Raw genomic sequence first — 24,229 nt, 5'->3', positions numbered from 1 at the left:
CGCCACGCCAGTTCATACTGGCGTGGCGTTTTCTTTTATGCCTCGCTCATGCCCGTTCGATTTTCACGGTCGGGCGCGTATTGACAAAGATTTGCTCGACCCTTGGCTCGCCCGGTCCCGGCTTCTTCATCGCATAGCCGTTCACGGGCTGCGAACGGTTCACCCACAGCGCGTAATACAGGTGGTCGGCGCGCGGATCTTCCGTATTCGGGTGGATCAATATCGTCAGGCCCAGGCTGTTGAGCTGCAGCCACGGCACGATCACCGGTAACAGGTCATTCGTAAAGCCAAAGTAAAACGACGGCGTCACGTGGGGACCGCGCGGCTCCAGGTTCCAGTCGCCCAGTTCGATCTGGAAGCGCTCGGCCGCCCACTTGCGTATCAGCGCCGCCTTCTGGTAACTGTCTTCGTCAAAATAGATATGCGCGTGATAACTCTCGATATCCGTGTAGGCGCGCGGCTTGCTCGGCAAGGTTTCCTCGCCGGGGCGCACGCTGACGGGGCGCGGCGTGGGCGCCGTATCCGTATGCTCGCCCCATGGGCTTTTACCGGGTGGCGGCTTGACTCGTTTTACCGCGCCATCCTGCGCCAGCGCCGTCCCCGCCAGCCCCGAGGCGGCCAGCGCCGCCACCAGGCCGCCGCCGCGCAAGACCGTGCGGCGCTGCGGCGAAAGGAGATTCGCCCATTCCAGATCGATGGCGGCGTGTTGATTGTGTTCAAACATAGGATTTCCTGTTCTTGATGATCGGTAGAGGGATGGGAAAATCAGAACGAGACAGTGGCGCGGGCGTAGTAATAGCCGCCCAGCACGCCCAGCGGTCCCGAGTTGTCATACGCGCCCGTGTACTGCGCCAGGCTGGCGGCGCTGCGCGCTTCGCGCGGCACCTGACCCGGCTTCTGGTCGAAGACATTGTTGGCGCCCACCGTCACGTTGATGCGCTTGCTGATGTCGTAGCCGATGCTGACATCCGTCACGAAGGCCGCTTTCAGCTGGTAGTCGCCGCCCGTGATGGCGTTCAGGCGCTTGAGCTTGCCGTAGCGCGTCTCGCGTACATTGAATGTCCAGCCGGCTTTTTCATACGCCAGCGTGATGATTTCCTTGTCGCGCGGCGCGCGGTACAGCAAGTCGTACTCGGCCGATTTGCTCAGGGTGCCGATGTTCGGCAAGCCTTGCAGCACGGCGGGAAGGTCCGCCTTGCCCACCAGGCTCGTATGGTTGATGTTCGCGGCCGCCGTCCAGCGCAGCTTGCCGTCGGCCACGCGCAGCACATCCTCGGCCGTGAAGTCGATGCCGCGCGTGCGCGTGTCGCCCACGTTGGCAAAGTAATGCGCGACGAGGCCATTGCCCACCGTCAAACCCGCCGAGCGCAGCAGGTTTTCAATGACGCCCGCTTGCGCCGCCGTCAGCGGCCGGCCACTGCCATCGAGCGCCACGCCCGAGCTGCGGTCGATGCCGATATTCGACGACACGCCCAGGCGGTCGCTGACCTTGATTTGATACGCGTCAACGGCCAGGCGCAGGGTCGGCATGGGGTTGAAGGTCAGCCCGGCCGACAGATTCGTCGATTTTTCAGGTTTTAACGCTTGCGCGCCCAAGGCCCGCGCGGCAACGGAATTGGGTTGTGCCAGGGTGTAGGGCACGCCCGCATGGTCCGACGTGTTCGAATACGACTGCGTCACCAGGCTAGGTGCATGGAAACCGTTGCTGACGGTGCCGCGCACGGCCACGGCGGGCGTGATGTCATAACGGGCGGACAAACGGCCCGTCGTCTTGCTGCCGAAATCGGAATATTTCTCGGCGCGCAAGGCCGTGTCGAGCAGCCATTGCGGCGTCAGCTTCGCGCCCAGGCCAACGTACGCCGCATAGCTGTGGCGCGCCGTGTCGGACGCATCGACGGGCAGGTAGCCGGCCAGCGCCGACGAACCGCTGCCCTGCCAGGAAGCGGGTTCGCCCGGGCTGCGCTGCTGCGTTTCATGCGAGTACTCGAGACCGATGCTGAGATCGGCCGGCTCGCTCAAGCCCAGCTGCACGGGACGGCGTGCGTCCGCATTCGTCGTCGAGCGGCTGTAGCGCTGATTGCCGATGTCAAAATCCGTCTTACCGCCCGGATAGGTCAGCGAGTAGTTGGCCGAGTTTTCCACGCCCACGTCGATATCGTCGCGGCCATAGGTGCTGCTGATATCCCAGCTCCAACCGGCCGTCTCGCCCTTGATGCCGCCCGTCAAGGAAAAATCGTTTTCGTTCGTCGTTTCATACGGCGTGAAGCCGTCGGGATACACGGCCAGCAAGCCCTTGTTGTTATTGAAAATGGTATTGGGCAGACGGAAATTCTGCGCCGAGCGGGCATTGCGGTGCGCATACGTGCCGAAGCCGTACAGTTGCACCTCGTTCGACACGTCATAACCGAGGTTGGCGCTGAGCGAGGCGGTCGTGCTTTGCGGCACGCCCGTATTGCGCCAGGGATTGCTGTTGCGCGTCGCTTCGGCCGGGTTCGGCGAAGCGCCGGCCGGCAAGCTGTTGTTCGGCCCCAGTTTGACCAGCTGGCCATCGCTGTTGCGCACGGCCGGATACGACAGGTAGCCGGGATTCAAGCCGAAGTTACGCACGGCAATGCCCTGGCGCTGGACTTCGGCGCCGAAGTGGGCAAAGCCGTGTTCGCCCAGGCGCGTACCGCCATCGATGCGCGCGGAACCGTTGGTGCCGTCGCCATCGTAGGTGGAACCGAGCTGCGTGCTGAAGCTGCCCTTGTCATCCGCTTTCAGGATGATGTTGATGACGCCGGCGATGGCGTCGGAACCGTAGATGGCGGAGGCGCCGTCGCGCAGGATTTCCACACGTGCAATGGCACCCGTGGGGATCAGGGCCAGGTCGGTGGCGACGGAGCCGGGAAAGCCATCCTCATTGACGATGGCCGTCGTATGCCGGCGCTTGCCGTTGACCAGCACCAGGGTATGCGAGGGGTCGAGGTTGCGCAACTGGCCCGCGCGCACGATGCTGCCCAGATCGGGCTGCACGCGGGCCGGCAAGTTAAACGATGGCAAGGCCGTATCGAGCGCGTCGAGCAGGTTCAACTTGCCCGTGGCCTGCAATTGCTGCGCGCTGATCACGTCGATCGGCGCGGCGCTGTTGACCACTGTGCGGCCCGTGCCGCGCGCACCCGTGACGATGACGGTGTCCAGCGGCGCTTGCGCATGGGCCGCGCCAGGCGCTCCCAGCACGAGCACGGCCAACGAGACGGCGTGCGCCAATTGCAGCAAACGGGGGACGGGCTCTTGCTTGTGAATCAATTCCGGCATACGAAAACATCCTTTCAAAGTCGTCAACACAGTGGCTGCAGACTAAAGGATGGACAAACAAACAAGAACGAATGGTTTCGTATTTAGATATTTCGTTTTGGCAACGAACAACAGCGGCGCGCAGTCCTAGGGGGAGGATGGCGCCGCCGCCAGGCTCTGATCGAGCCGCTTCCAGTAATCGCGTTCGAGACGGGCCGTGTCGATATCGCGGGCCGCCTCGTTGAAGCGCTTTTGCCGCGCTGCCCCCTCGGCATCGCGCTGGAAGCACACGTGCACGGGGCGCTCCTTGAAGACGGTATCGATGATGGCGATGCGCTCCCGTTCAGCTTTGCTGAAGTTGCGTCCCATCAGCAAGTGCTGCAGCACATGGCGCTCGATGACGATCACGCGATAACGCTTGATCAACAGTTTCTTCAGATTCGTCGCGTCGTTCAAGCCCTCTTCCGTCCTCAGCTCGCCGCGCGCCACCATGCCGTCGAATTGCTCCCCATTCGAATAACCGGCCACGGTGCCGATGCGCAGCTTGCCCAGATCAGTCAGGGCGGCGCCGGGCACGCCATCCTCCTTCAGGTAGGCAAGCACACCTTGCGTGTTACCAACCGGAACAGAAAAATGACAGAGTTTTTCCCGTTCGGGCGTGCGCCAGACGGCCAGGAAACCGGCGTAACGGGGACTGGCCAGGCCAAACTGCATGGCGCGCTTCCAGGGAAAATACTCATATTTGACGACATAGCCCATGCGTTCGAAGACGGCGCTGACCATGGCGCCCGACATGCCGTCGGCAGGCAGGCTGCGGGAAATAAAGGGAGGCCAGTCTTCCGCCGCGAAGCGGACGATGCGCGAGCTGGCAGCGCCCGGCGGCACCATGGCGGAGCCAGCCTGCTGTGCAAGGGCAAGCGCAGAGTACATGAATAAACAGAAGGGCAAACCAACTGTCCGGAGGAAACGCATGTTTTGCTCCTATGACCTGGTACGCCTCACAGGGGGCGACAACAGGACTGGCGGTCGGCTTTTTGATTAGTAGCTTGATGAAAATCATGCTCCCACAAAAAAAAGGAATTGCAAAGTTGTTTATTTGCACTTTGACATTCCCAAGGGAAATAAAATACGATTGCGGCGCGCCTGCAACAGCTGGCCCTGGCACCCGCTATCCCCTCCTACAAAACAGGTTTTTACTTGTGCGCGGCCCAGATGGCCGATAATGACGTTTTACCGTGGAAGATGACCGTGCCGCACCCTGCCCCTGCCTCACTTGCCGACCAGATCGAAGACTTGCTGCCGCAAACACAATGCACCAAATGCGGCTACAACGGCTGCCGCCCGTATGCGGAAGCGATAGCCGCAGGCAGCGCCGACATCAATCAGTGCCCACCGGGCGGCGCGCAGGGCATCGTGCGCCTGGCTGGCTTGCTGGGCAAAAAAGTTATTCCGCTCAATCCCGTCAACGGCCTCGAACGTCCGCGATCTGTCGCCTATATCGACGAATCGCTGTGTATCGGCTGTACCCTGTGCATCCAGGCCTGTCCCGTGGACGCCATCGTCGGCGCCGCCAAGCAGATGCATACGGTGGTCACCAGCTTGTGCACGGGCTGCGACCTGTGCGTGGCGCCCTGCCCCGTCGACTGCATCGTCATGTACCCGGTCAGCGGCGACGCCACGGGCTGGGATGCCTGGAGCCAGATGGATGCGGACGACGCGCGCGCGCGCCACGATTTCCGCACGCAGCGGCTGCGCCGCGAAGCCGAGGCCAACGATGCGCGCCTGGCCGCCAAGGCCGTCGCCAAGATGCAGGAAGTGACGCAGGAAGTGCCCGTCACGCCAGATGAACTGGCGGAAAAGGAGCGCAAGCGCGCCATCATCGCCGCCGCCATGGAGCGCGCGCGCGCCAAGGCCGCCGCCAGCACCCAGACCGAACCGCCCGCCCCCAACACGCCGAAAAAAGACGCATGAACGCTGCCAAACGCCTGGAAATCTTTACGCGCTTCCGCGCCGCCAATCCTTCCCCGAAAACGGAACTCGAATACACGACGCCGTTCGAGCTGCTGATCGCCGTGCTGCTGTCGGCGCAGGCAACAGACGTGTCCGTCAACAAGGCCACGCGCCTGCTGTATCCGGTCGCCAATACGCCGGCCCAGATACTGGCCCTGGGCGTCGACGAGCTGGCCAGCTACATCCGCACCATCGGCCTGTTCCGCACCAAGGCCAAGAATGTCATCGCCACCTGCCAAATCCTGCTCGATCAGCACGGCGGCGAAGTGCCGCGCGACCGCGCTTCGCTGGAAGCCTTGCCCGGCGTGGGCCGCAAGACGGCCAATGTAGTCATGAACACGGCGTTTGGCGAACCGACCATGGCGGTGGACACGCATATCTTCCGCGTCTCGAACCGCACCGGCATTGCGCCGGGCAAGAATGTCGATATCGTCGAGCAAAAGCTCCTCAAATTCGTGCCCAAGGAATTCCTGCACGACGCCCACCACTGGCTCATCCTGCACGGCCGCTACACCTGCACGGCGCGCAAGCCGCAATGCTGGAACTGCATGATCGCCGACCTGTGTGACTACAAGGACAAGTCGCCGGTGCCGGCCGTGGTGTAAAGCAACGGCCCGAATAGGGCCGATGTCGTTGCTGCGTAGGTCGAATTAGGCGCAAGGCGCCGTAATCCGACGACCTTGTTGGCCGGTGGTGGCGTCGGATTACGCGGCGTTCGCCGCTAATCCGACCTACAACAACACCATATTGTCGCGATGAATCAGCTCATGGCCTTCCATGTAGCCGAGAATCGATTCGATCTCGGTGGACGGCTTGCGCATGATGCGGCGCGCTTCGCCGCTCGTGTAGTTCGACAGGCCGCGCGCCACGGGCACGCCGTGCGCGTCGACGCAGGTGATGACGGCGCCACGGCCGAATTCGCCGTTCACGCCCGTCACGCCGATCGGCAGCAGCGACTTGCCTTCCTGGCGCAGCTTTTGCACGGCACCCGCATCGAGCACGACGGCGCCGGCCGTATGCAGATGATCGGCCATCCACTGCTTACGCGCCGTCAATTGGCCCGTTTGCGCCAGTAACTGCGTGCCGATCGCCTCGCCCTGGGCGAGGCGGCTGAGCACGTCGCTGTCGCGCCCCCAGGCGATGATGGTATGGGCGCCAGACTTGGCGGCGCGCTTGGCGGCGAGGATTTTCGTCAGCATGCCGCCACGGCCCAGGCTGCTGCCGGCACCGCCGGCCATCGCTTCCAGGGCCGGATCGCCGGCGATGCCTTGCGTGATCAGGCAGGCGTTCGGGTCCTTGCGCGGGTCGGCCGAAAACAGGCCGTGCTGGTCCGTCAGAATGACCAGCGCATCGGCCTCGATCAGGTTGGCGACCAGGGCGCCCAGGGTATCGTTGTCGCCGAACTTGATTTCATCGGTGACGACGGTATCGTTTTCATTGATGATGGGCACTACGCCCAGGCGCAGCAAGGTCGTCAGGGTGGAGCGGGCATTCAGGTAGCGTTCGCGGTCGGCCAGGTCGGCATGCGTGAGCAGCACTTGCGCCGTGCCGAGGCTGTGGGCGCGGAAGCTGCTTTCATAGATTTGCGCCAGGCCCATCTGGCCGACGGCGGCGCACGCCTGCAATTCGTGGATATCGGTGGGGCGCTGCTCGAAACCGAGGCGCAGCATGCCTTCGGCGATGGCGCCGGAACTCACCAGCACGACTTCCTTGCCGAGGGCGCGCAAGCCGGAAATCTGCGCGGCCCAGCGCGCGATGGCAGCATGGTCGAGTCCGCGGCCATCATTGGTGACCAGCGAGGAGCCGACTTTGATGATGATGCGGGTAGCTTTTTGAATCACGGAATCCATGGGGCGGCGCTCTTCACTTAATAGACGTCAGCGCGCAGGACGCAGCAGCAGCAAGGCCAGCCCCGCCGTCAACTCCATTGCGCACATGAACAACACAAAACCCTGGGGCAAGCCGAAGCTGATGGCCGCGAACAGACGGCCGGCGGGCTGCGCCAGGACCAACATTGCAGTGATATCGCCGAGGACGGGCAGTTCGCCCTGCCGTGCCGCGAACAGCGCCAGGAGCGCGGTAGCGCCCCAGACACCGACATGGGAAGCGTAGAACTGGCTGTAGCCATCGACGCCGTTGAGGAAGATGCCCATGCCGGCCGCCATTTCATCGGCGAACAGCAGACAGGCGACCGCGCTCAGCCCGTAAGCATACGCGATCAGATGCAATACACGGCGCTGCCACGCTTGCTTGCGTGCGAACGCGGCAGCGACCGTCTGTACCGACATCAGGGTAAGGCGCTTAGTCGAGGATCTTGAAACGCGGATCATCCGGGTCGATCGACGAGATACCGCGTGCTTCTTCGGTCATCTGCGTTTCTTCGGCACGGCTTTCGCTGTGTTTCTTCTCTTCCAGATGCTGGTAGATGGCATTGACCAGTTCCGGGCAACCCTGATGGTTCAGCGCGGAAATCTCGAAGACGGGACCTTTCCAGGCGAAACGCTTGAGGAAGTCCTTGACGATCTTCTTGCGCTCTTCTTCCGGCACCATGTCGAGCTTGTTCAGCACCAGCCAGCGCGGCTTGTCGACCAGCGACTCGTCGTACTTCTTCAATTCCTTGACCAGCGCCTTGGCTTCCTTGACAGGATCGACGTTGGTTTCAAACGGCGCCAGGTCGACGATGTGCAACAGCAGACCCGTGCGCTGCAAGTGGCGCAGGAATTGATGGCCCAGGCCCGCGCCCTCGGAAGCGCCTTCGATCAAGCCGGGAATATCGGCGATCACAAAGCTCTTCTCGTGCGACACGCGCACCACACCCAGGTTCGGGTGCAGGGTGGTAAATGGATAATCGGCAATTTTCGGACGCGCGTTCGAGACGGCCGAAATGAACGTCGATTTGCCGGCGTTCGGCATGCCCAGCAGGCCCACGTCGGCCAGCACTTTCAGTTCCAGGCGCAATTCGCGGCGTTCGCCTTCCTTGCCCTCGCCTTTTTGGCGCGGTGCGCGGTTGGTCGAGGACTTGAAGTGAATATTGCCCCAGCCGCCTTCGCCGCCCTTGGCCAGCATTTCGGTCTGGCCGTGTTCGGTCAGATCGGCCAGGATTTCGCCGCTCGCGTTGTCGATGATCAAGGTGCCAACCGGCATGCGCAGGTGGATGTCATCGGCGCCCTTGCCATAGCAATCTGCGCCACGGCCAGGCTCGCCATTGCGAGCCTTGTGCATTTTGGAGAAGCGGAAATCGACGAGCGTGTTGATATTGCGATCGGCGACTGCCCAAATGGTGCCGCCCTTGCCGCCATCGCCGCCATCGGGACCGCCGAAAGGCCGGAATTTTTCACGGCAGAAAGAGGCGCAGCCGTTGCCGCCATCGCCCGCGATGACTTCGATTTTTGCTTCGTCGATAAACTTCATAATTTTGCCGCCATAAAACTAAAAAGGCTCTACCTTGGGCAGAGCCTTTCGATTGAAGGCTTGCGCCTTACATCATGCGATCATTGCGGAGCGAACTGGCGCTCCGCCAATGAATTACGCTGGTACTGCTTCGTTTGGTACAACGGTCACGAATTGCTTCGAGCCGGCACCTTTGACAACGAACTTCACTTTGCCCGCGATCAGCGCGAACAACGTGTGGTCCTTGCCCATGCCTACGCCTTCGCCGGCGCGCACTGGGGTGCCGCGTTGACGAATGATGATGCCGCCAGCATTGATAGCTTGGCCGCCGTAGACTTTAACGCCCAGACGCTTTGATTCTGAATCACGGCCGTTTCGCGTTGTGCCGCCGCCTTTTTTATGTGCCATTTAAGACTCCTTGATAGCTGATTATGTAGACAAACTGCGTCAAACAGCGGCGATTAGCCGTTGATCGAAACGATTTGGATTTCGGTAAAATTCTGGCGATGGCCTTGATGCTTTTGGTAGTGCTTACGACGACGCATCTTGAAAATTTTGACCTTATCATGGCGACCATGCGCCACAACCGTAACCAGTACCGTTGCACCTTCGACCAATGGAGCACCAAACTTGATGCTGTCGCCCGCGCCTACTGCGAGAACTTGATCGATGGTGATTTCGGAACCAATGTCTGCCGGTATCTGTTCTACTTTAAGTTTTTCGCCAGCGACAACTTTGTATTGTTTGCCACCGGTTTTTATGACCGCGTACATGATTTGAAACCTCATCAAATGTTGAAAGAATTTGTCCCACTGTCACGCAAAGCAAGCCGTACACAACAGGGGGAACCAGCGATTATACACGGACTGAGAAATTGCGTCAAAAAGTATTCACAAAGCTTGACGATCGTGGTATGTCGACAACCTGACCATCATGTCAGGCTCGCGCCAGGCAGACAGGAAAACGCGCGGCAGTGCCAACAAGATCAAACAATTGCCTTACAGCCATAGGCAAACATCACGCGTGCGCAAGCCTTGTCGTATAATCGCGGCACCCACAATCTAATGCAGGTTCGCCTTGTCTGACGCTAACAAACACGTTAACCAAAACACCATCGTGCAAACGATTGCCGCCGATATGGACGCAGTCAATACGGTGATCCGCCAAAAGCTGCACTCCGATGTCATTCTGATCAACCAGATCGCTGAGTACATCATCAGCGCAGGGGGCAAACGCATCCGTCCCGTGCTGATTTTGCTGGTGGCCAATGCCCACGCCTATCGCGGCACGGCGCACCATGAACTGGCCGCCGTGGTTGAATTCATCCACACGGCCACCCTGCTGCACGACGACGTCGTCGACGAATCGTCGATGCGCCGCGGACGCCAGACGGCCAATGCCCTGTTCGGCAATGCCGCTTCGGTGCTGGTGGGCGACTTCCTGCACTCGCGCTCGTTCCAGCTGATGGTGTCGCTCAATAATATGCGCGTCATGCAAATCCTCTCCGACGCCACCAACGTGATCGCCGAAGGTGAAGTGCTGCAATTGCTGAACATGCACGATCCGGACGTGACGCAGGAAAGCTACCTGAACGTCATCCGCTCGAAGACAGCCAAGCTGTTCGAAGCATCGGCGCAACTGGGCGCCCTGATCGCCGGCGCCAGCGAAGACGATATCGAAGCGGCTGCCGAATACGGCCGCTCGCTGGGCACGGCTTTCCAGCTGATCGACGACGTGCTCGACTATGCGGGCGACGCCGCCGAAATCGGCAAGAACGTGGGCGACGACTTGCGCGAAGGCAAACCGACCATGCCGCTGATCTGGCTGATGGAAAACGGCACGCCGGAACAGCGCGAACTGGTGCGCAGCTGCATCGAGCAAGGCGACGAACAGCATTTCGATACGGTCCTGACGGCCATCACCAGCAGCGGCGCCCTCGACTACACGCGCAAGCAGGCGGAAATCGCCGGCCAGCGCGCCGCCGATGCCATCGCCGGCTGGCCCGACAGCATCTACAAGCAATCGATGCTGCAACTGTGCTCGTTTGCCGTGGACCGCAATCACTGATCGCGTTGTACTTATATGCAATACAAAACGGCGCCACTGGCGCCGTTTTTTATACTCCGCTCATTTCACCGGCTTGCCGTCGGCGCCGACGACGGCCTGGCCATCTTCCTTGGCAAATGCCCCTTGCTGCGGCAGCGGCAGGATCTCCAGCACCTTTTCCGACGGCCGGCACAGGCGCACGCCCAGTGCCGTGACGACGATGGGGCGGTTGATCAAAATAGGATGGGCTTGCATGGCGTCCAGCAGGGCCGCATCGCTCAGCGCAGGATTGGCCAGGCCCAGCTTGTCGTACAGGGCGCCCTTGTCGCGCATGACGGCGCGCACGGACAAGCCCGCACGCTCGATCAGGTCGACCAGTTCCTCGCGCGAAGGCGGATGCTTGACGTAATCGATGATGACGGGCTCGACGCCCGTGTTGCGGATCAGGGCCAGGGTGTTGCGCGACGTGCCGCATGCCGTGTTGTGATAAATCGTGATCGTCATGGTGTGATGTCCTTTACATTGGGTTCGCTGACGCAGCAAGGTGCGCCGGCGCAGCAGTTCTCGGTCAGGAAGGCGAGCAAGCCGTTCATGCCCGCATAATTGGCCGCGTAGATGATGGAACGGCCTGCCTTGTTCGCCGTCACCAGATTGGCGTGCGCCAGTTCTTTCAAGTGAAATGACAGCGACGATGGCGCAATCGCCAGCGCGTCGGCAATTTTCGTCGCGGCCATGCCTTCCGGCCCCGCTTGCACCAGCAGGCGGAATACGGCCAGCCGCGATTCCTGCGCCAGCGCAGCCAGGGCCACGATGGCGGAAGCGCTCGTCAGCGGCGTCGCCTGGTTCGCTATTGTCTTTTCATTTTCCATATTTCAATAATAGTCGAATTATTGAATCATTTCAAGCGCGGTGTCTTACGTAACCCAGCGCACCGACTGTCCCGGCCTATCGGTCTACCTTGATGAAAAATCACTGCGATCGGCATTCCCATGACACGCTCAACCCCGCTCAACATCCTCGGCTGGAGCCTGGCCGCCCTGCTTGCCCTCATCGCCATCGTGGTCATCTTCGTGCTGACCTTCGACTGGAACCGCGCCCGTCCCTACATCAACGAAAAAGTGTCGGAAAGCACGGGCCGCAGCTTCGTCATCGGCGGCGACCTGCAGGTGACATGGAAGCAAGGCCTGAAAACGGAACCGGGCTGGCGCCGCTACGTGCCGCGGCCTGTCATCAGCGCCCACGATGTGCGCATGAGCAACCCGGACTGGGCGACAGCCGGCCCGCAACTGGCCAGCGCGAAACGCATCGACCTGGCCATCCATCCCTTGCCCCTGTTGCAGCACCGCGTGGTGCTGACAGACCTGGCGCTCGACGCACCCAATATCGCCTTGCAGCGGCGCGCCGACGGCAGCAACAGCTGGACCTTGAAGGATAACGGTCCTTCGGCATGGGACATGGAAATCCAGCGCATGGCCTTCGCCGACGGCGCCATCCGCTACCTGGACGAAGGCATCGCGCTCGACGTGCAAGCCAAGGTCAGCTCGACGGCGCCCGACGCCACGCCGGGCGACGCGCAGGGCAACGTCCCCGTGCAGAAATACGGCATCGCCTTCACCCTGGGCGGCAGCTACCGCAAGGCGCCCGTGACGGGCGGCGGCAAGGCGGGCGCCGTGCTGTCATTGACCGACAATAACACCGTGTATCCCGTGCAGGCGCAGGCCGTACTGGGCAAGAACAAGGCCAGCATCGATGGCACCCTGACGGACCCGCGCTCGCTGTCCGGCATCGATTTGCAGCTGAGCCTGGCAGGCGCCAGCATGGCCGATCTGTACCCGCTGACGGGCGTGCTGCTGCCGGAAACGCCGGACTACGCCACCAAAGGCCGCCTGCTGGGCAAGAAGGACGGCGCCAGCTGGAACTGGACTTATCAGAATTTTAAGGGTACGGTGGGCCAGAGCGACCTGGCCGGCACCTTGCAATACCTGCCGCGCCGGCCCCGCCCCTTGCTGCGCGGCGAGGTGACGTCGCAGCAACTGCGCCTGGAAGACCTGGGCCCCGCCATCGGCGCCGACAGCAATGCCAAGAAACAGGCGCGCGGCAAGACGCCCGTGCAGCCCGACAATAAAGCCTTGCCGGTGGAACAGTTCAATACGGCGAAATGGGATGCGCTCGACGCCCACGTGAAATTCACGGGCAAGAAACTGGTGCGCACGCACGATATCCCGCTCAACGATATCGTCACCACTATCCGCATGAAAGACAAGGTGCTGAGTTTGACGCCGCTCAATTTCGGCATGGCCGGCGGCGACATCACCTCGAACATCACACTCGACGGCCGTCAAAAAACCATCGCCGCGCAAGCCAAGGTGGCGGCGCGCCACCTCAAGATTCGCGAACTGTTTCCCAAGCTGCAATCGATGCAGGCGAGCTTCGGTGAAGTGTATGGCGATGCGGCGCTGACGGGCCACGGCAACTCCGTTTCCGCCATGCTGGCCAGCGCGAATGGCGAACTGGCGGCCACCGTCAGCGAAGGCTCCGTCAGCCAGTTCATGCTGGAACTGGCCGGCCTGAACCTGGCCAACGCCGTCTTCGTGAAAATCTTCGGCGACAAGCAGGTGCACTTGAACTGCCTGGCCAGCGATTTCGCCGTCACGAATGGCCAGGCCGACGTGCGCCGCTTCGTGCTCGATACGGACACGGCCGTGGTGAATATCACGGGCAACGTCAACCTGGCAACAGAAACCCTGGACCTCGACGTGCGCCCCCGTACCAAGGGCGCGCGCATCATCACCCTGCGCACGCCGCTGTATGCGAAAGGCACGTTCAAGAACCCGGACGTGGGTCCGCAAAAAGGCCCGCTGGCATTAAAGGCCGGCGCCGCCGTGGCCTTGGCCACCGTCGTCACCCCGCTGGCCGCCCTGCTGCCGCTGGTCAACGTCGACAAAGCCCCCGACACGGATTGCGCCGCCGTCATGGCGCAAGCCAACGCCACGCGCAAGGCGCCAAGCTCGCCTGCGACGAATGCGCCGGCGAAAAAGGTCAGCGAAGCGGACATCAACAAGGCACAGCAGGAAAAGAAATAGACCTTGACGCAGCCGCTTGAAACCCGCCCCGCCATCTGCTGTAATAACAGTAAGCGGGGTGTGGCTCAGCCTGGTAGAGCGCTGCGTTCGGGACGCAGAGGCCGGAGGTTCGAATCCTCTCACCCCGACCAGCCGTTTCCCCTTGCTGTGCCGGCTTAAGCTGCCCGTACCTTGACCTGCGCGTTGGTGTGTTGCCGAGAAATATGATATTAATTACATCATTAATGTCCTGATCACTTCTCGCGCAAGGGCCTGACCGATGTCTTTCCTGATAGTTCTGGCCGCACTGGCCTTCCTGATGCTGGCCGCCTACCGCGGCTACAGCGTGATCCTGTTTGCGCCTGTCGCCGCGCTCGGTGCCGTATTGCTCACCGATCCGTCCGCCGTGCCGGCCGTCTTCAGCGGCATCTTCATGGAAAAGATGGTGGGCTTTATCAAGCTGTATTTCCCCGTCTTTTTGCTCGGTGCCGTGTTCGGTAAACTCATCGAGCTGTCCGGTTTTTCCCAGTCCATCGTCATGGCGGCCATCCGCTACATCGGCAGCGCGCGCGCGAATGCCGTGATCGTTGCCGTGTGCGCCGCCTTGACTTATGGCGGCGTGTCGCTGTTCGTGGTGGTGTTTGCCGTCTATCCGTTTGCGGCGGAACTGTACCGCCAGAGCAATATCCCCAAGCGGCTGATGCCGGGCGCCATCGCCCTGGGCGCGTTCTCGTTCACCATGGATACTTTACCGGGCACGCCGCAAATCCAGAACATCATCCCCACCACTTTTTTCAACACGACCGGCTGGGCCGCGCCATGGCTGGGCACCATCGGCGCCGTGCTGACGGTGATCATGGGACTGGCCTTCCTGGAATGGCGTCGCCGTTCCGTCATGGCGACGGGCGAAGGCTATGGGGCCGAGGCAGAAAAGGCCACGGCCGACGCGGGTGCCCTGCCCCATCCGCTGCTGTCGGTGGCACCGTTGGTGCTGGTGGGCGTGGCCAACTTTGCGCTGACCAAGCTGATTCCCCACTGGTATGGCGCCAGCTACGTACTCACCGCCGAGGCCCTGCCGGGCCTGCATGCGCCCGTGTCCACGTCGATCGCTTCCGTGACCGGTATCTGGGCCGTGGAAGGCGCCTTGTTGCTGGGGATTTTGCTCGTGTGCGCAACGGCCTTCGGGCGTATCCGCGCCGCTTTTGCCGAAGGCACCAAGGCGGCCGTGGGCGGCGCCCTGCTGGCGGCCATGAATACGGCGTCCGAATACGGCTTTGGCGGCGTCATCGCCGCCCTGCCAGGATTTCTTGCCGTAAGCAACACCTTGCGCAGCGTGCCCGATCCGCTCGTCAACGCGGCCGTGTCCGTCACGACCCTGGCCGGCATCACAGGCTCGGCCTCGGGCGGCATGAGCATTGCGCTGGCCGCCATGTCGGACAGCTTTATCCAGGCCGCGCAACAGGCGCATATCCCGCTCGAAGTCATGCACCGCGTGGTGGCCATGGCCAGCGGCGGCATGGATACCTTGCCGCACAATGGCGCCGTGATCACCCTGCTGGCCGTCACGGGCCTCACGCACCGCCAGTCCTACCGCGATATTTTCGGCATCACCGTCATCAAAACGGTGGCCGTGTTCCTCGTCATTGCCATCTATTACATGACAGGACTGGTCTGACCTAGAGGCGCGACGACGATGCCGGCTTCGCCACAGCGTGCGCCGGCTTGAACAGGTGGCTGATGCCCATGGTCAGCAGCGGGCCGGCCAGCGCCAGGTAGGAACTGTCCACGCCATACGGATTGCCCGCCAGGAACCAACCGATGGTGGCGATCACGGAAACGATCACGCCGACGAAGGCGCCGCGCGGCGTGCCGAATTTCGGCGCATAGAAGGCCATCAGCACCAGCACAGCCAGGGTGGCGCGCAGGGCCTTGCCGAGGAAGGCGATCATCAGCAGTTTTTCCGCATACAGCGCCAGCACCAGCGGCAGCAGGCCGGCCACGACGATGGCGATGCGCAGGAACATCAGCGATTTCGCGTCATTCTTTGCCTTGTTGTACCAGGGATCATAAAAATCCTTCATGGCCAGGGTAGCCGATGCCAGGGTGGTGGCGGAAATGCCGCCGAACAGGGCGCCGGCCAGGCCGACGATCATGATGCTGGCGGAAAACGCGGGCATGTGCGCGATCAGGGTCGGAAAGGCGTCGATCGACTTCATGCCCGGATACAACACGGCGCTGCACATGCCGATCAGGGCCGCCATCAGGCCGAACGGGATCATCAGCGAGGACACGTAATAGCAGGCGCGCTTGGCCACGGCAGGGTTGTCCGTGCTGACCAGGGCCTGGATCACGTATTGCGTGGCGAAGATGGAACCGATGCCGCCGATCATCCAGGCGATGATCTGGCCCCAGCCGATCTCGACCCAGTTGAACATCTTGGCGGGCAGCTGCGCCTGCAGCGCACCGATGCCGCCGGAGGCTTCCAGCGCATACGCCAGCGCCAGGATCACGCCCAGGTATTTGACGATGGAGTGGGCAAAGTTCGTGTACACGACCGAGCGCATGCCGCCCAGGCTGACATAGATCACGGTGATGGCGCCCACCAGCAAGATGGCCACCGTTTTGTTGATGTGCAGCACGGCCGCCAGCACGGCGCCGCCGCTCGCATACAGGGCCACGGCAACGATGCTCAGCGCGACGATGGTGAGGATGGACGCCGCATAGCGCACGGGTTCGCCATACGTTTGCGCCAGGATGCCGGAAATCGTCGACTGCCCGCTTTCCTTGTATTTCTTGACCAGCACGATGGCCAGCAGCAAGAAGCCCAGCGACAGCGCCACCAGATTCCAGGCGGCGGAAATGCCCAGTTCATAGCCCTTCTGGGCCGTGCCGATGCTGACGGAACTGCCGATGAATTCCGACAGTAACAGCGCGCCGATCAGGTAAGCGGGATAATTGCGCCCGCCCGCCGTCATGCCCTCGGCGCTGTTGGCATGCTTGCGCACGCTGTAGGTAATGTACGACATGAGGGCGAAATAGCCCACCGTGATCGCAGCGATGATGATCAATCTGTTTTCCATCCGTCTACTCCAAGTCTGCTTTTCTTATTATTATTTTTCAAGAAAGCTTCCCCTGCCGCATGCCGGACGAGCCGGTGGCGGTGCTCAGGGGAAAGTCAAATTCCTGCCATACCGATACGGTACAGCAAGCCTCACAACAAAAAAGTCCGCAACTGCTCTGTAAACAAGTCCGCCGCCTCGACGTTCGAGATATGCGAGGCGGGCACGCTTGCCAGGCGGGCGCCCGCGATCTGCCGCTGCAGCCAGCGCCCGTCGTCGACAGTGGTCACGGGATCGTGCTCGCCCGCAATGATCAGGGTCGGCACGCTGATCGTGCCGACGCCGGCGTGCAAGTCCGCCTGGGCCAGCACCTCGCAGCAGGCCGCGTAGCCGCCGGCATCCTGGCTGCGCAAAATGCCGACCAGGCGCGCCACCGTGTCCGCTTCACGCGCGATAAACTGGGGCGTGAACCAGCGCGCGGCGGCGCCGTCGGCCACCGCGGCCATGCCGTCGCGGCGCACCTGTTCCGCCCGCAGTTGCCACGGCGCGGCGCCGCCGACGCGCGCCGCCGTATTTGCCAGCACCAGCCGCGTCAAGCGCCGCGGCTGGTGTATGCCCAGCCACTGGCCAATCAAGCCGCCCATGGAAATGCCGCAGAAGGCGGCGCGCGCGATATCGAGGTGGTCGAGCAGCGCCACCACGTCCAGGCCCAGGCGCCCGATGCCGAACGGCGCGCCGGCGCTGGCGGACTGGCCATGGCCGCGCGTATCGTAACGCACGACAAAAAAGTCGCCCGCCAGCGCGGCCGCCTGCGCATCCCACATGGACAGATCCGTGCCGAGGGAATTCGACAGGACGAGGCAGGGCTTGCCGCGCTCGCCATCCGTGCGGTAATGCAGGCCGATACCGTCGACCTCGCACGTTTTCCCGGCAGTGTCGTTGCCTATCTGCGTCATTGCCTGTCTCCTCAGGAATCGTCGCCGCGCACCGACGAAGGATGGCGGCACAACGGCATCACGTCGATCTGCATGTAGGGGAACAGCGGCAGCGAAGTGAGCAAATTATGCAGCTCGTCCACGCTGTCCACGTCGAAGACGCTGACGTTGGCGTACTGGCCGGCGATGCGCCACAGGTGACGCCATTTGCCCTCGTGCTGCAGGCGCTGCGCCAGTTCCTTTTCCGTTTGCTTGAGCTGCGCCGCCTGCTCGGCGGGTATGTTCAACGGCAGGTTCACGTTCATGCGTACATGGAATAACATGGTTTCTCCTTATTGGCGTTGCATGGAACGCAGCTTGTCCAGGTCGATCTCGACGCCCAGGCCAGGCCCCGTCGGCACCTGCAGCATGAAGTCGCGGTACACGAGCGGCTCGCGCAAGACTTCCTGCGTCAGCAGCAAGGGGCCGAACAGTTCCGTGCCCCAGGCCAGTTCCGCAAACGTCGAGCAGACATGGGCCGTGGCGGCCGTGCCGACGCCGCCTTCGAGCATGGTGCCGCCGTACAAGCCGACGCCGGCCAGGCGCGCCACGGTGGCCACTTCCAGCGCGGGCAGCAAGCCGCCCGACTGGGTGATTTTTACGGCAAACACGTCGGCCGCGTCGGCCTGCGCCAGCGCCAGCGCATCGGCGGGGCCGTGCAAGGCTTCGTCGGCCATGATGGCCACGTCGAAGCGCTGCTTCAGGCGCGCCAGCGCGGCGCGGTTGCCCGCCTTCACCGGTTGTTCGATCAGGTCGATGCCGCCCGCTTCCAGCGCGGCGATGCCGCGCACGGCGTCCGTCTCGCTCCAGGCCTGGTTGACGTCGACCCGCACGCTGGCCCGTTCGCCCAGCGCCTGCTTGATCTCCAGCACGTGGGCCACGTCGTCCATCACGTCGCGCAGGCCGATCTTCAGCTTGAAGATGCGGTGGCGGCGCAGTTCCAGCATCTTTTCCCCTTCGGCGATATCGCGCGCCGTGTCGCCGCTGGCCAGCACCCAGGCCACGGGCAGCGCATCGCGCACGCGGCCGCCCAGCAATTCCGACAGCGGCACGTTCAGGCGGCGCGCCTGCGCATCGAGCAGCGCCGTCTCGATCGCGCACTTGGCGAAGCGGTTGCCCTGGATGACCTTGCGCACCTTGGCCATGGCCTTGGCCACTTCGCTCGCTTCCATGCCGACCAGCAGCGGTGCGATATAGGTATCGATATTCGTCTTGATGCTTTCCGGGCTTTCGCCGCCGTAGCTCAAGCCGCCGATGGTGGTGGCCTCGCCCCAGCCCGTGATGCCGTCGGCGCAGCGCAGCCGCACCAGCACCAGGGTTTGCGTATTCATGGTGGCGACGGACATCCGGTGCGGGCGAATGGTTGGCACATCGACCAGGTAGGTCTCGATATTTTGAATCATATTTATTCCGTATAATTCTGTGGAGTGGTGACACGATATTCCCCGAATGCCCCCACGTCCAACACCGAGTTGGTATCAAACCTATACCTGAAAGGTATGAAGATGGAATTACGGCACTTGCGCTACTTCGTTGCGGTCGCAGAGGAAAGGAACTTCACTCGGGCCGCCGCGCGCCTGCATATCGCGCAGCCGCCGCTGAGCCGGCAGATGCAGCAGCTGGAAGAAACCTTGGGCGTGGCGCTGATCGAAAAAGGGTCGCGGCCCTTGCGGCTGACGGAAGCGGGCGAGTTTTTCCTCGCCCATGCGCGCCCCCTGCTCGACCAGGTGCGCGACCTGCAGGCGATGACGCAGCGCGTGGGCAAGCTGGAACGCACCCTGTCGATCGGCTTCGTCGCCTCGACGCTGTATGGGGAATTGCCCGACATCGTGCACCGCTTTTGCGAACACCATCCCGAGGTCGATGTGACCCTGCATGAAATGACGACGGTGCAGCAGTTGAAGGCCCTGAAGGAAGGCCGCATCGACGTGGGTTTCGGACGCTTGAAAAGCGAAGACCCCAGCATCCGCCGCATCCTGCTGCGCGAAGAGCGGCTCGTGGTGGCCCTGCCGCCCGGCCACCGGCTGGCCAAGGGGGAAGGCGGCTTGCGCCTGACAGACCTGATCCACGAGACCCTGCTCGTGTATCCGAAAGCGCCGCGCCCCAGCTTTGCCGACCAGGTGCTGGCCATGTTCAGCGAAGGCAATGTCACACCCGGTCCCGTCACGGAAGTGCGCGAGCTGCAGATTTCCATGGGACTGGTGGCGGCCGGCCAGGGCATTTCCATCGTGCCGGAAAGCGTGCAGGCCATGCATCACCGGAACGTCGTGTACCGCAAGCTGGACGACAAGCATGCGTTCTCGCCCATTTTATTCAGCATGCGGCATATGGACCGCTCGCCGGAACTCGAAAACCTTCTCGCTGCCGTGTACTCGATCTACGATGAACACGGCATCGCGCACGTCAAGGAAAGCCTGTAGCCCTCACTTTGACAGCGGTGCATCGGCCAGCAATTCCGGGCGCAGCGCGCGGATGCGCAGCTCCGTGAAATAGCCGCCCGCCTCGTTGTAGCGCAGGTAGTGGCGGCCGCAGTTCAGGCAGCGGGCCACCTGGCTCAGGTTCGCGGGATAAAAGCGCGGCGCGATGGGCGCGTCGACGCTGTCGTAGCGCGTGCCGTGCGGGTGGTACTCGTCAAACGTCGGTTCCTCGTACGGATCTGCGCGCAGGGTGCCGACCTCCTCGAAACGGTCAAGTTCCAGCGACGTGGGCAGCCGCTGCCAGGCATCGAGCGGAACGGTGCAGCAGCTGCATTTTTGCGTGACACCGGCCGACGCGGCGGCCAGTGCGGACAAGGCGGGAAAATCGATGAATACCATGGTTCAGCCATTACAAAGGCGCGGCGCTTGGCAACGAGCCTGGCCGCATCCCTTATTCTAGCGCAGCCACATGCGGCCGACACGCGGCCCACATTTTGCCAGCCCCAATTCCAGCAGCACCAGCATGCCGCCCGACACGAGCAGCAGCGGCATCAGCGCGCACATGCCGGCCGCCACCAGCCAGGCCAGCGCGGACGGCGAGGTCCAGGCGCCCGGCAGCAGCTTGGGCAAGCCCAGCGAGCCTGGCAGGCGCCGCTTGAAGAACATCACCCAGCCCGACACCAGCGAAAACAGCACGCTGGCGCCGAACAGCAGCAGCAAGGCCTGGTTCCACCAGCCGAATTCACCGCGGTGGAACGGGATGCCGATGGCGGTGGCCTTGCCGAACGCCGTCTGCGCGTCCCAGCCCGCATAGTACAAAGGCTTGCCGCTGTAGGCGTCGAATTGCAGGTCGAAGCGCAAGGTGGGCTGGCTGCGGTCGGCCATGGTGGCGCGCCACACATCGTCCTGACTGGCCGGCGCCGTCAGCTGCACGGCGATGGCGGGCGCGTGACTGCGTGCCACTTGCCACGCATCCTGCCAGTCGAGCGGAGCGCCCTCTTCGCTTGAGTGCAGGCCGCGCGGCACGGGCGGCGGCGCCTGGCCGCTGACGTCGCGCAGCGTGCGGATGCGCCCGCCCGCCTGCTGGCTCCACGTCAATCCTGTCGTCAGGATCACGACACTGACGATGCCGAGCGCCACGCCGAGAAAAGCATGCCACTGGCGCCAGCCGTTGCGGCCCTGCGCGCCCCGCTTCGGCAAGCCCGATTGCGCGCCGCGCGGCCACCACAGCACCACGCCCGTCACCAGCATCACCATCAGCCAGCTGGCGGCCAGCTCGATCATCCAGCGCCAGCCATCGTTTTGCAGCAAGCGCGAATGCAGCTTTTTCGCCCAGTGGCCGAAACGTTCGCTGCTGGCCAGGCTGCCCAGCACGCGCGCGTCATACGGATTCACGTAGACGATCACGGCTTGCGCGGGCAGGCCGAACTTCGGCTTGACCGGTGCGGCATGTCCGCCATGGCCCGCATGTTCATCGGGCGCGCCGCCGGGCGGCGCGAACGCCACCTGCACCGCATCGTCCTGCTGAAACGGCGGTACCACGTGCTGCACCGTCCAGCCATGCGGGGCCGCCCGTTCCGCTGCCGCCACGGCGGCGTCCAGCGGCAGCATGGACGCTTGCGGCGCCACATGGTCGAGGTGCTGGTACAGCCTTGCCTCGATCTGCGGCGTGAATACATACAAAATCCCCGTCAGGGTGGCCACCAGCGCGAATGGCGAGGCGATCAGCGCGGCCCAGAAATGGATGCGCCAGTACAGGCTTTTGCGCCGCGCGATGAGAAAGGTTGCGTCGTCCATGGTCATCCTCACAGTCCGCCATAGGTATAGGCCAGGCCCAGCATCACGCTGCGCGGCGCACCGGGCGTGTACTGGTTCTGGCTGTTCGGCGCATAGCTGCCCGTGCCCGCATAACTGCTGCTGGCCGAATCGGCATAGCGCTTATCGGCCACATTGCGCACCTGCGCCCACGCTTCCAGACCGCGCGCGAGCCGGTAGCTGGCGCGCAGGTTCAGCAGCGCGTGGCCGCCATACTCCACCGTGTTGGCGTTGTTCATCCAGTAGCGGCCCTGATGCACGGCTTCGAGTGCGATACGCGCGCCCGTCACGGGCTTGTAGCCGATCTCGAACGAGGTGATGTCGCGCGGCGCCTGCGGCATGGTGCGGCCGCTGTAATCGAGGGTACTGGAGACCTGGTAGCGCAGGTAGCGGTGGCGCGCGATGGCCGTGGCGAAGCGCGCGTCGAACGGCCCGCTGTCGTAGTTCAAACCCAGCTCCAGCCCTTCGCTGCGCGTGCGTCCCGCATTGCGGTTTTCGCTGTTGCCCGGCGAAAGCGTGTAGCTGACGATGGTGTCGCGCCCGTCGAGCCGGTACAGGGCCGTGTCGAGTTTCAAGCGGCCCTGCAGGAAGGCCCAGCGCAGGCCCAGTTCATAGTTGTTGTAGACGGACGGCTGCAGGTCGGCGATGCCCGTCTTGCCATACAGCTGGCTCACTTCGGGCGGGGTAAAGCCCTGGCTGACGTTCGCATATGCGCTGCCCGCATGGCCGATGGCGTAGGTGGCGCCCAGCTTCGGGCTCACATGCGAAAAGCTGCGCGACTCGTCGGGCGCGCCGTAATTGACGCTGCCGCCGGGCGCCAGATTGTTATGATAGTCGTAGCGGATGGCGTCCGAGCGTCCGCCCAGCACCACGCGCGTGCCCGCCAGCGGAGAAAATTCCCACTGCGCGAAGACGGCCGTGTTCAAGATGTCCGTCTGGTAGTCGCGCACGCCCTGCGGGTTGCTGGCATTGGCCAGGGAGTAGCGCAGATAGCGGCCCGTGGCCGCATCGCGCACGATGGAGAGATTGTCGCTGACAAAGGGATTGTCGCTCTTGTCCACGTACACGCCGGCGACCAGGCGCGAACGCAGCCACGCGAATTCCTGCTGGTGTTTCACATCCAGCCCCAGCGAATCGACATGGTTGTTGTTGATGACGCCCTTGCACAGCATGCCCGCGCAACTGCCGATGGAATACGCGGGAAGCTGCCCGTGGTCGTTCTTGCGTGTAAACACGGTGACGGTGCTCGTGCCATTGGCTGTCGTCGCGCCCTCCCACGCCAGGTTCATGCGCGTGGTCTTGTCCTTGCGGTAGGTAAACGTATTCAGGCTCTTGCCGGGATTGCTGCGGTAATCGTTCTCGAACAGGCTGCCCGTCATGGCCGCATCGAGATCCGTGTGCACGAGGGTGGCGCGCAATTGCGAGGTGGGGCCGAGCACATAGTCGGCGCGCAGCGAGAACGAATCCTTGTCGCCATAGCTGTACTCTTGCCAGTTGTCGCGCGAACGGCGCGAACTGTAATGGGAAAAGCGCAGTCCCAGCGGCCCCCAGGTATCGCTGGCGGCCGTGTCATAGCGGGTGAAGCCGCCTACGTTGTCGCGCCGCACGCCCGCGCTTGCCGTCGGCGTGGCGCTGGCGCCGGCCGTGAGGAAATTCACGGCACCGCCCACGGCATTGCTGCCGTACAGCGACGAGGCGGCGCCCTTCACCACTTCCACGCCGCTGGCGCCCGCCATGTTCATCTCGTTGAGCGAGTTGTGGTTGAAGACGCCCAGCGGGCGGATGGGTATGCCGTCTTCCAGGTACTGGTAGACGGCATTCGTGCCGATGGGCTGGCGGATGCTCATGCTGTGCTGCTCGTTGCCCAGGTCATTCCAGTACACGCCGGCGATGCGGTTGAGGATATCGCCCATGGTCCTGGGCTTGTCGCGCTCCAGGGTTTTGGCGTTGACGACGCCGATCGCCTGCGGCGTCTCGGACAGCCACGATTGCGCGCGCGAGCCGGAAACGACGACCGTGTCGATGGCGTGGTCAAGTTGCTGCGCCTGCGCGCAGGGATAGGCCAGGGCGATGGCTGCCGCCAGCATCAATAATTTCTTGTTCATGTGATTCTCGTTTAAGTGTGCGGATGCGGGGCGTCACACCGCAAGGTGGACAGCGCCAGCATTGAAAATGCGAAA

23 protein-coding genes and 1 tRNA gene are annotated in these 24,229 nt (G+C 62.9%); 7 read left to right on the top strand and 17 right to left on the bottom strand.

Annotation, left to right across the window (positions count from 1 at the left end):
* Positions 1-46: 46 nt before the first annotated feature.
* From JAB4_RS06745 to JAB4_RS06735, 3 genes are all read right to left on the bottom strand, one after another.
* Positions 47-724 carry a DOPA 4,5-dioxygenase family protein gene (locus JAB4_RS06745; RefSeq protein ID WP_070219274.1) on the bottom strand — a complete coding sequence of 226 codons (678 nt, stop codon included), beginning with the start codon at positions 722-724 and terminating at the stop codon, positions 47-49.
* Positions 725-765: 41 nt separating this feature from the next.
* Positions 766-3,297, bottom strand: a complete 2,532-nt coding sequence (locus JAB4_RS06740) for a TonB-dependent receptor (protein WP_070219275.1) — start codon at positions 3,295-3,297, stop codon at positions 766-768.
* A gap of 126 nt (positions 3,298-3,423) precedes the next feature.
* Positions 3,424-4,206: a transporter substrate-binding domain-containing protein gene (locus tag JAB4_RS06735; protein ID WP_227742108.1), complete on the bottom strand. Its 783-nt coding sequence runs from the start codon at positions 4,204-4,206 to the stop codon at positions 3,424-3,426.
* A gap of 312 nt (positions 4,207-4,518) precedes the next feature.
* On the opposite strand from JAB4_RS06735, the gene rsxB reads away from it, so the two are divergent.
* Together rsxB and nth are read left to right on the top strand one after the other, a co-directional pair.
* Positions 4,519-5,247 carry an electron transport complex subunit RsxB gene (gene rsxB / locus JAB4_RS06730; protein ID WP_070219277.1) on the top strand — a complete coding sequence of 243 codons (729 nt, stop codon included), beginning with the start codon at positions 4,519-4,521 and terminating at the stop codon, positions 5,245-5,247.
* Positions 5,244-5,891 (top strand): endonuclease III, encoded by a 648-nt coding sequence (gene nth / locus JAB4_RS06725; protein WP_070219278.1) that lies wholly within the window; start codon positions 5,244-5,246, stop codon positions 5,889-5,891. The genes rsxB and nth overlap by 4 nt, the downstream gene beginning before the upstream one ends.
* A gap of 126 nt (positions 5,892-6,017) precedes the next feature.
* Here nth and proB read toward each other — a convergent pair whose 3' ends face one another.
* The 5 genes from proB to rplU all read right to left on the bottom strand — a co-directional run bounded on the left by proB (position 6,018) and on the right by rplU (position 9,449).
* Positions 6,018-7,136 (bottom strand): glutamate 5-kinase, encoded by a 1,119-nt coding sequence (proB, locus tag JAB4_RS06720; RefSeq protein ID WP_070219279.1) that lies wholly within the window; start codon positions 7,134-7,136, stop codon positions 6,018-6,020.
* A 27-nt stretch (positions 7,137-7,163) separates the two neighbouring features.
* Positions 7,164-7,574, bottom strand: coding sequence for a hypothetical protein (locus JAB4_RS06715; RefSeq protein WP_070219280.1), 411 nt, complete (start codon positions 7,572-7,574; stop codon positions 7,164-7,166).
* A gap of 13 nt (positions 7,575-7,587) precedes the next feature.
* Entirely contained in the window at positions 7,588-8,697 is a 1,110-nt protein-coding gene (gene obgE, locus JAB4_RS06710) for a GTPase ObgE (protein ID WP_034754647.1), read from the bottom strand.
* Between the two features lie 114 nt (positions 8,698-8,811).
* A complete protein-coding gene (gene rpmA / locus JAB4_RS06705) occupies positions 8,812-9,084 on the bottom strand; it encodes a 50S ribosomal protein L27 (RefSeq protein WP_070219281.1) in 273 nt (90 codons plus the stop codon).
* Between the two features lie 53 nt (positions 9,085-9,137).
* Positions 9,138-9,449 carry a 50S ribosomal protein L21 gene (gene rplU / locus JAB4_RS06700; RefSeq protein WP_034754730.1) on the bottom strand — a complete coding sequence of 104 codons (312 nt, stop codon included), beginning with the start codon at positions 9,447-9,449 and terminating at the stop codon, positions 9,138-9,140.
* A 304-nt stretch (positions 9,450-9,753) separates the two neighbouring features.
* Between rplU and ispB the strand changes: the two genes are divergently transcribed.
* Positions 9,754-10,743 (top strand): octaprenyl diphosphate synthase, encoded by a 990-nt coding sequence (ispB, locus tag JAB4_RS06695; RefSeq protein WP_070219282.1) that lies wholly within the window; start codon positions 9,754-9,756, stop codon positions 10,741-10,743.
* Between the two features lie 60 nt (positions 10,744-10,803).
* Here ispB and arsC read toward each other — a convergent pair whose 3' ends face one another.
* Positions 10,804-11,226: an arsenate reductase (glutaredoxin) gene (gene arsC / locus JAB4_RS06690; RefSeq protein WP_070219283.1), complete on the bottom strand. Its 423-nt coding sequence runs from the start codon at positions 11,224-11,226 to the stop codon at positions 10,804-10,806.
* Entirely contained in the window at positions 11,223-11,591 is a 369-nt protein-coding gene (locus JAB4_RS06685) for a metalloregulator ArsR/SmtB family transcription factor (protein ID WP_227742107.1), read from the bottom strand. The genes arsC and JAB4_RS06685 overlap by 4 nt, the downstream gene beginning before the upstream one ends.
* Positions 11,592-11,711: 120 nt before the next feature.
* Here JAB4_RS06685 and JAB4_RS06680 point away from each other — a divergent pair, with 120 nt between their 5' ends.
* The 3 genes from JAB4_RS06680 (at position 11,712) to JAB4_RS06670 (ending at position 15,459) form a co-directional block, all read left to right on the top strand.
* On the top strand, positions 11,712-13,805 hold the full coding sequence (locus tag JAB4_RS06680) for an AsmA family protein (protein WP_070219284.1): 2,094 nt from the start codon (positions 11,712-11,714) through the stop codon (positions 13,803-13,805).
* 54 nt (positions 13,806-13,859) lie between these two features.
* Positions 13,860-13,936, top strand: a tRNA-Pro gene (locus tag JAB4_RS06675).
* 128 nt (positions 13,937-14,064) lie between these two features.
* On the top strand, positions 14,065-15,459 hold the full coding sequence (locus tag JAB4_RS06670; RefSeq protein ID WP_070219285.1) for a GntP family permease: 1,395 nt from the start codon (positions 14,065-14,067) through the stop codon (positions 15,457-15,459).
* 1 nt (position 15,460) lies between these two features.
* Here JAB4_RS06670 and JAB4_RS06665 read toward each other — a convergent pair whose 3' ends face one another.
* The 4 genes from JAB4_RS06665 to JAB4_RS06650 form a co-directional block, all read right to left on the bottom strand.
* The gene (locus JAB4_RS06665; protein ID WP_070219286.1) at positions 15,461-16,864 is read right to left on the bottom strand and encodes a sodium:solute symporter family protein; all 1,404 of its coding nucleotides are present in this window, start codon (positions 16,862-16,864) and stop codon (positions 15,461-15,463) included.
* A gap of 131 nt (positions 16,865-16,995) precedes the next feature.
* Positions 16,996-17,799: a 3-oxoadipate enol-lactonase gene (gene pcaD, locus JAB4_RS06660; protein ID WP_070219287.1), complete on the bottom strand. Its 804-nt coding sequence runs from the start codon at positions 17,797-17,799 to the stop codon at positions 16,996-16,998.
* Positions 17,800-17,810: 11 nt separating this feature from the next.
* On the bottom strand, positions 17,811-18,101 hold the full coding sequence (gene catC / locus JAB4_RS06655; RefSeq protein WP_070219288.1) for a muconolactone Delta-isomerase: 291 nt from the start codon (positions 18,099-18,101) through the stop codon (positions 17,811-17,813).
* Between the two features lie 9 nt (positions 18,102-18,110).
* A complete protein-coding gene (locus JAB4_RS06650; RefSeq protein WP_070219289.1) occupies positions 18,111-19,220 on the bottom strand; it encodes a muconate/chloromuconate family cycloisomerase in 1,110 nt (369 codons plus the stop codon).
* 102 nt (positions 19,221-19,322) lie between these two features.
* Here JAB4_RS06650 and JAB4_RS06645 point away from each other — a divergent pair, with 102 nt between their 5' ends.
* Entirely contained in the window at positions 19,323-20,237 is a 915-nt protein-coding gene (locus JAB4_RS06645) for a LysR family transcriptional regulator (RefSeq protein ID WP_070219348.1), read from the top strand.
* Positions 20,238-20,240: 3 nt separating this feature from the next.
* Here JAB4_RS06645 and JAB4_RS06640 read toward each other — a convergent pair whose 3' ends face one another.
* Genes JAB4_RS06640 through JAB4_RS06630 form a run of 3 tightly spaced genes read right to left on the bottom strand, consistent with a single transcriptional unit; the run spans position 20,241 to position 24,154 of the window.
* Positions 20,241-20,633, bottom strand: coding sequence for a hypothetical protein (locus JAB4_RS06640; RefSeq protein WP_070219290.1), 393 nt, complete (start codon positions 20,631-20,633; stop codon positions 20,241-20,243).
* A 57-nt stretch (positions 20,634-20,690) separates the two neighbouring features.
* Entirely contained in the window at positions 20,691-22,031 is a 1,341-nt protein-coding gene (locus tag JAB4_RS06635; protein ID WP_070219349.1) for a PepSY-associated TM helix domain-containing protein, read from the bottom strand.
* 8 nt (positions 22,032-22,039) lie between these two features.
* Complete coding sequence (locus tag JAB4_RS06630) at positions 22,040-24,154, bottom strand: TonB-dependent receptor (protein ID WP_227742106.1); 2,115 nt, start codon at positions 24,152-24,154, stop codon at positions 22,040-22,042.
* Positions 24,155-24,229 lie beyond the last annotated feature (75 nt).

This window comes from Janthinobacterium sp. HH102, assembly GCF_001758625.2.
Lineage (GTDB): Bacteria > Pseudomonadota > Gammaproteobacteria > Burkholderiales > Burkholderiaceae_D > Janthinobacterium.
The sequence above is the reverse complement of the archived record's forward strand: the minus strand, read 5'-3'. Positions and strand labels throughout refer to the sequence as shown.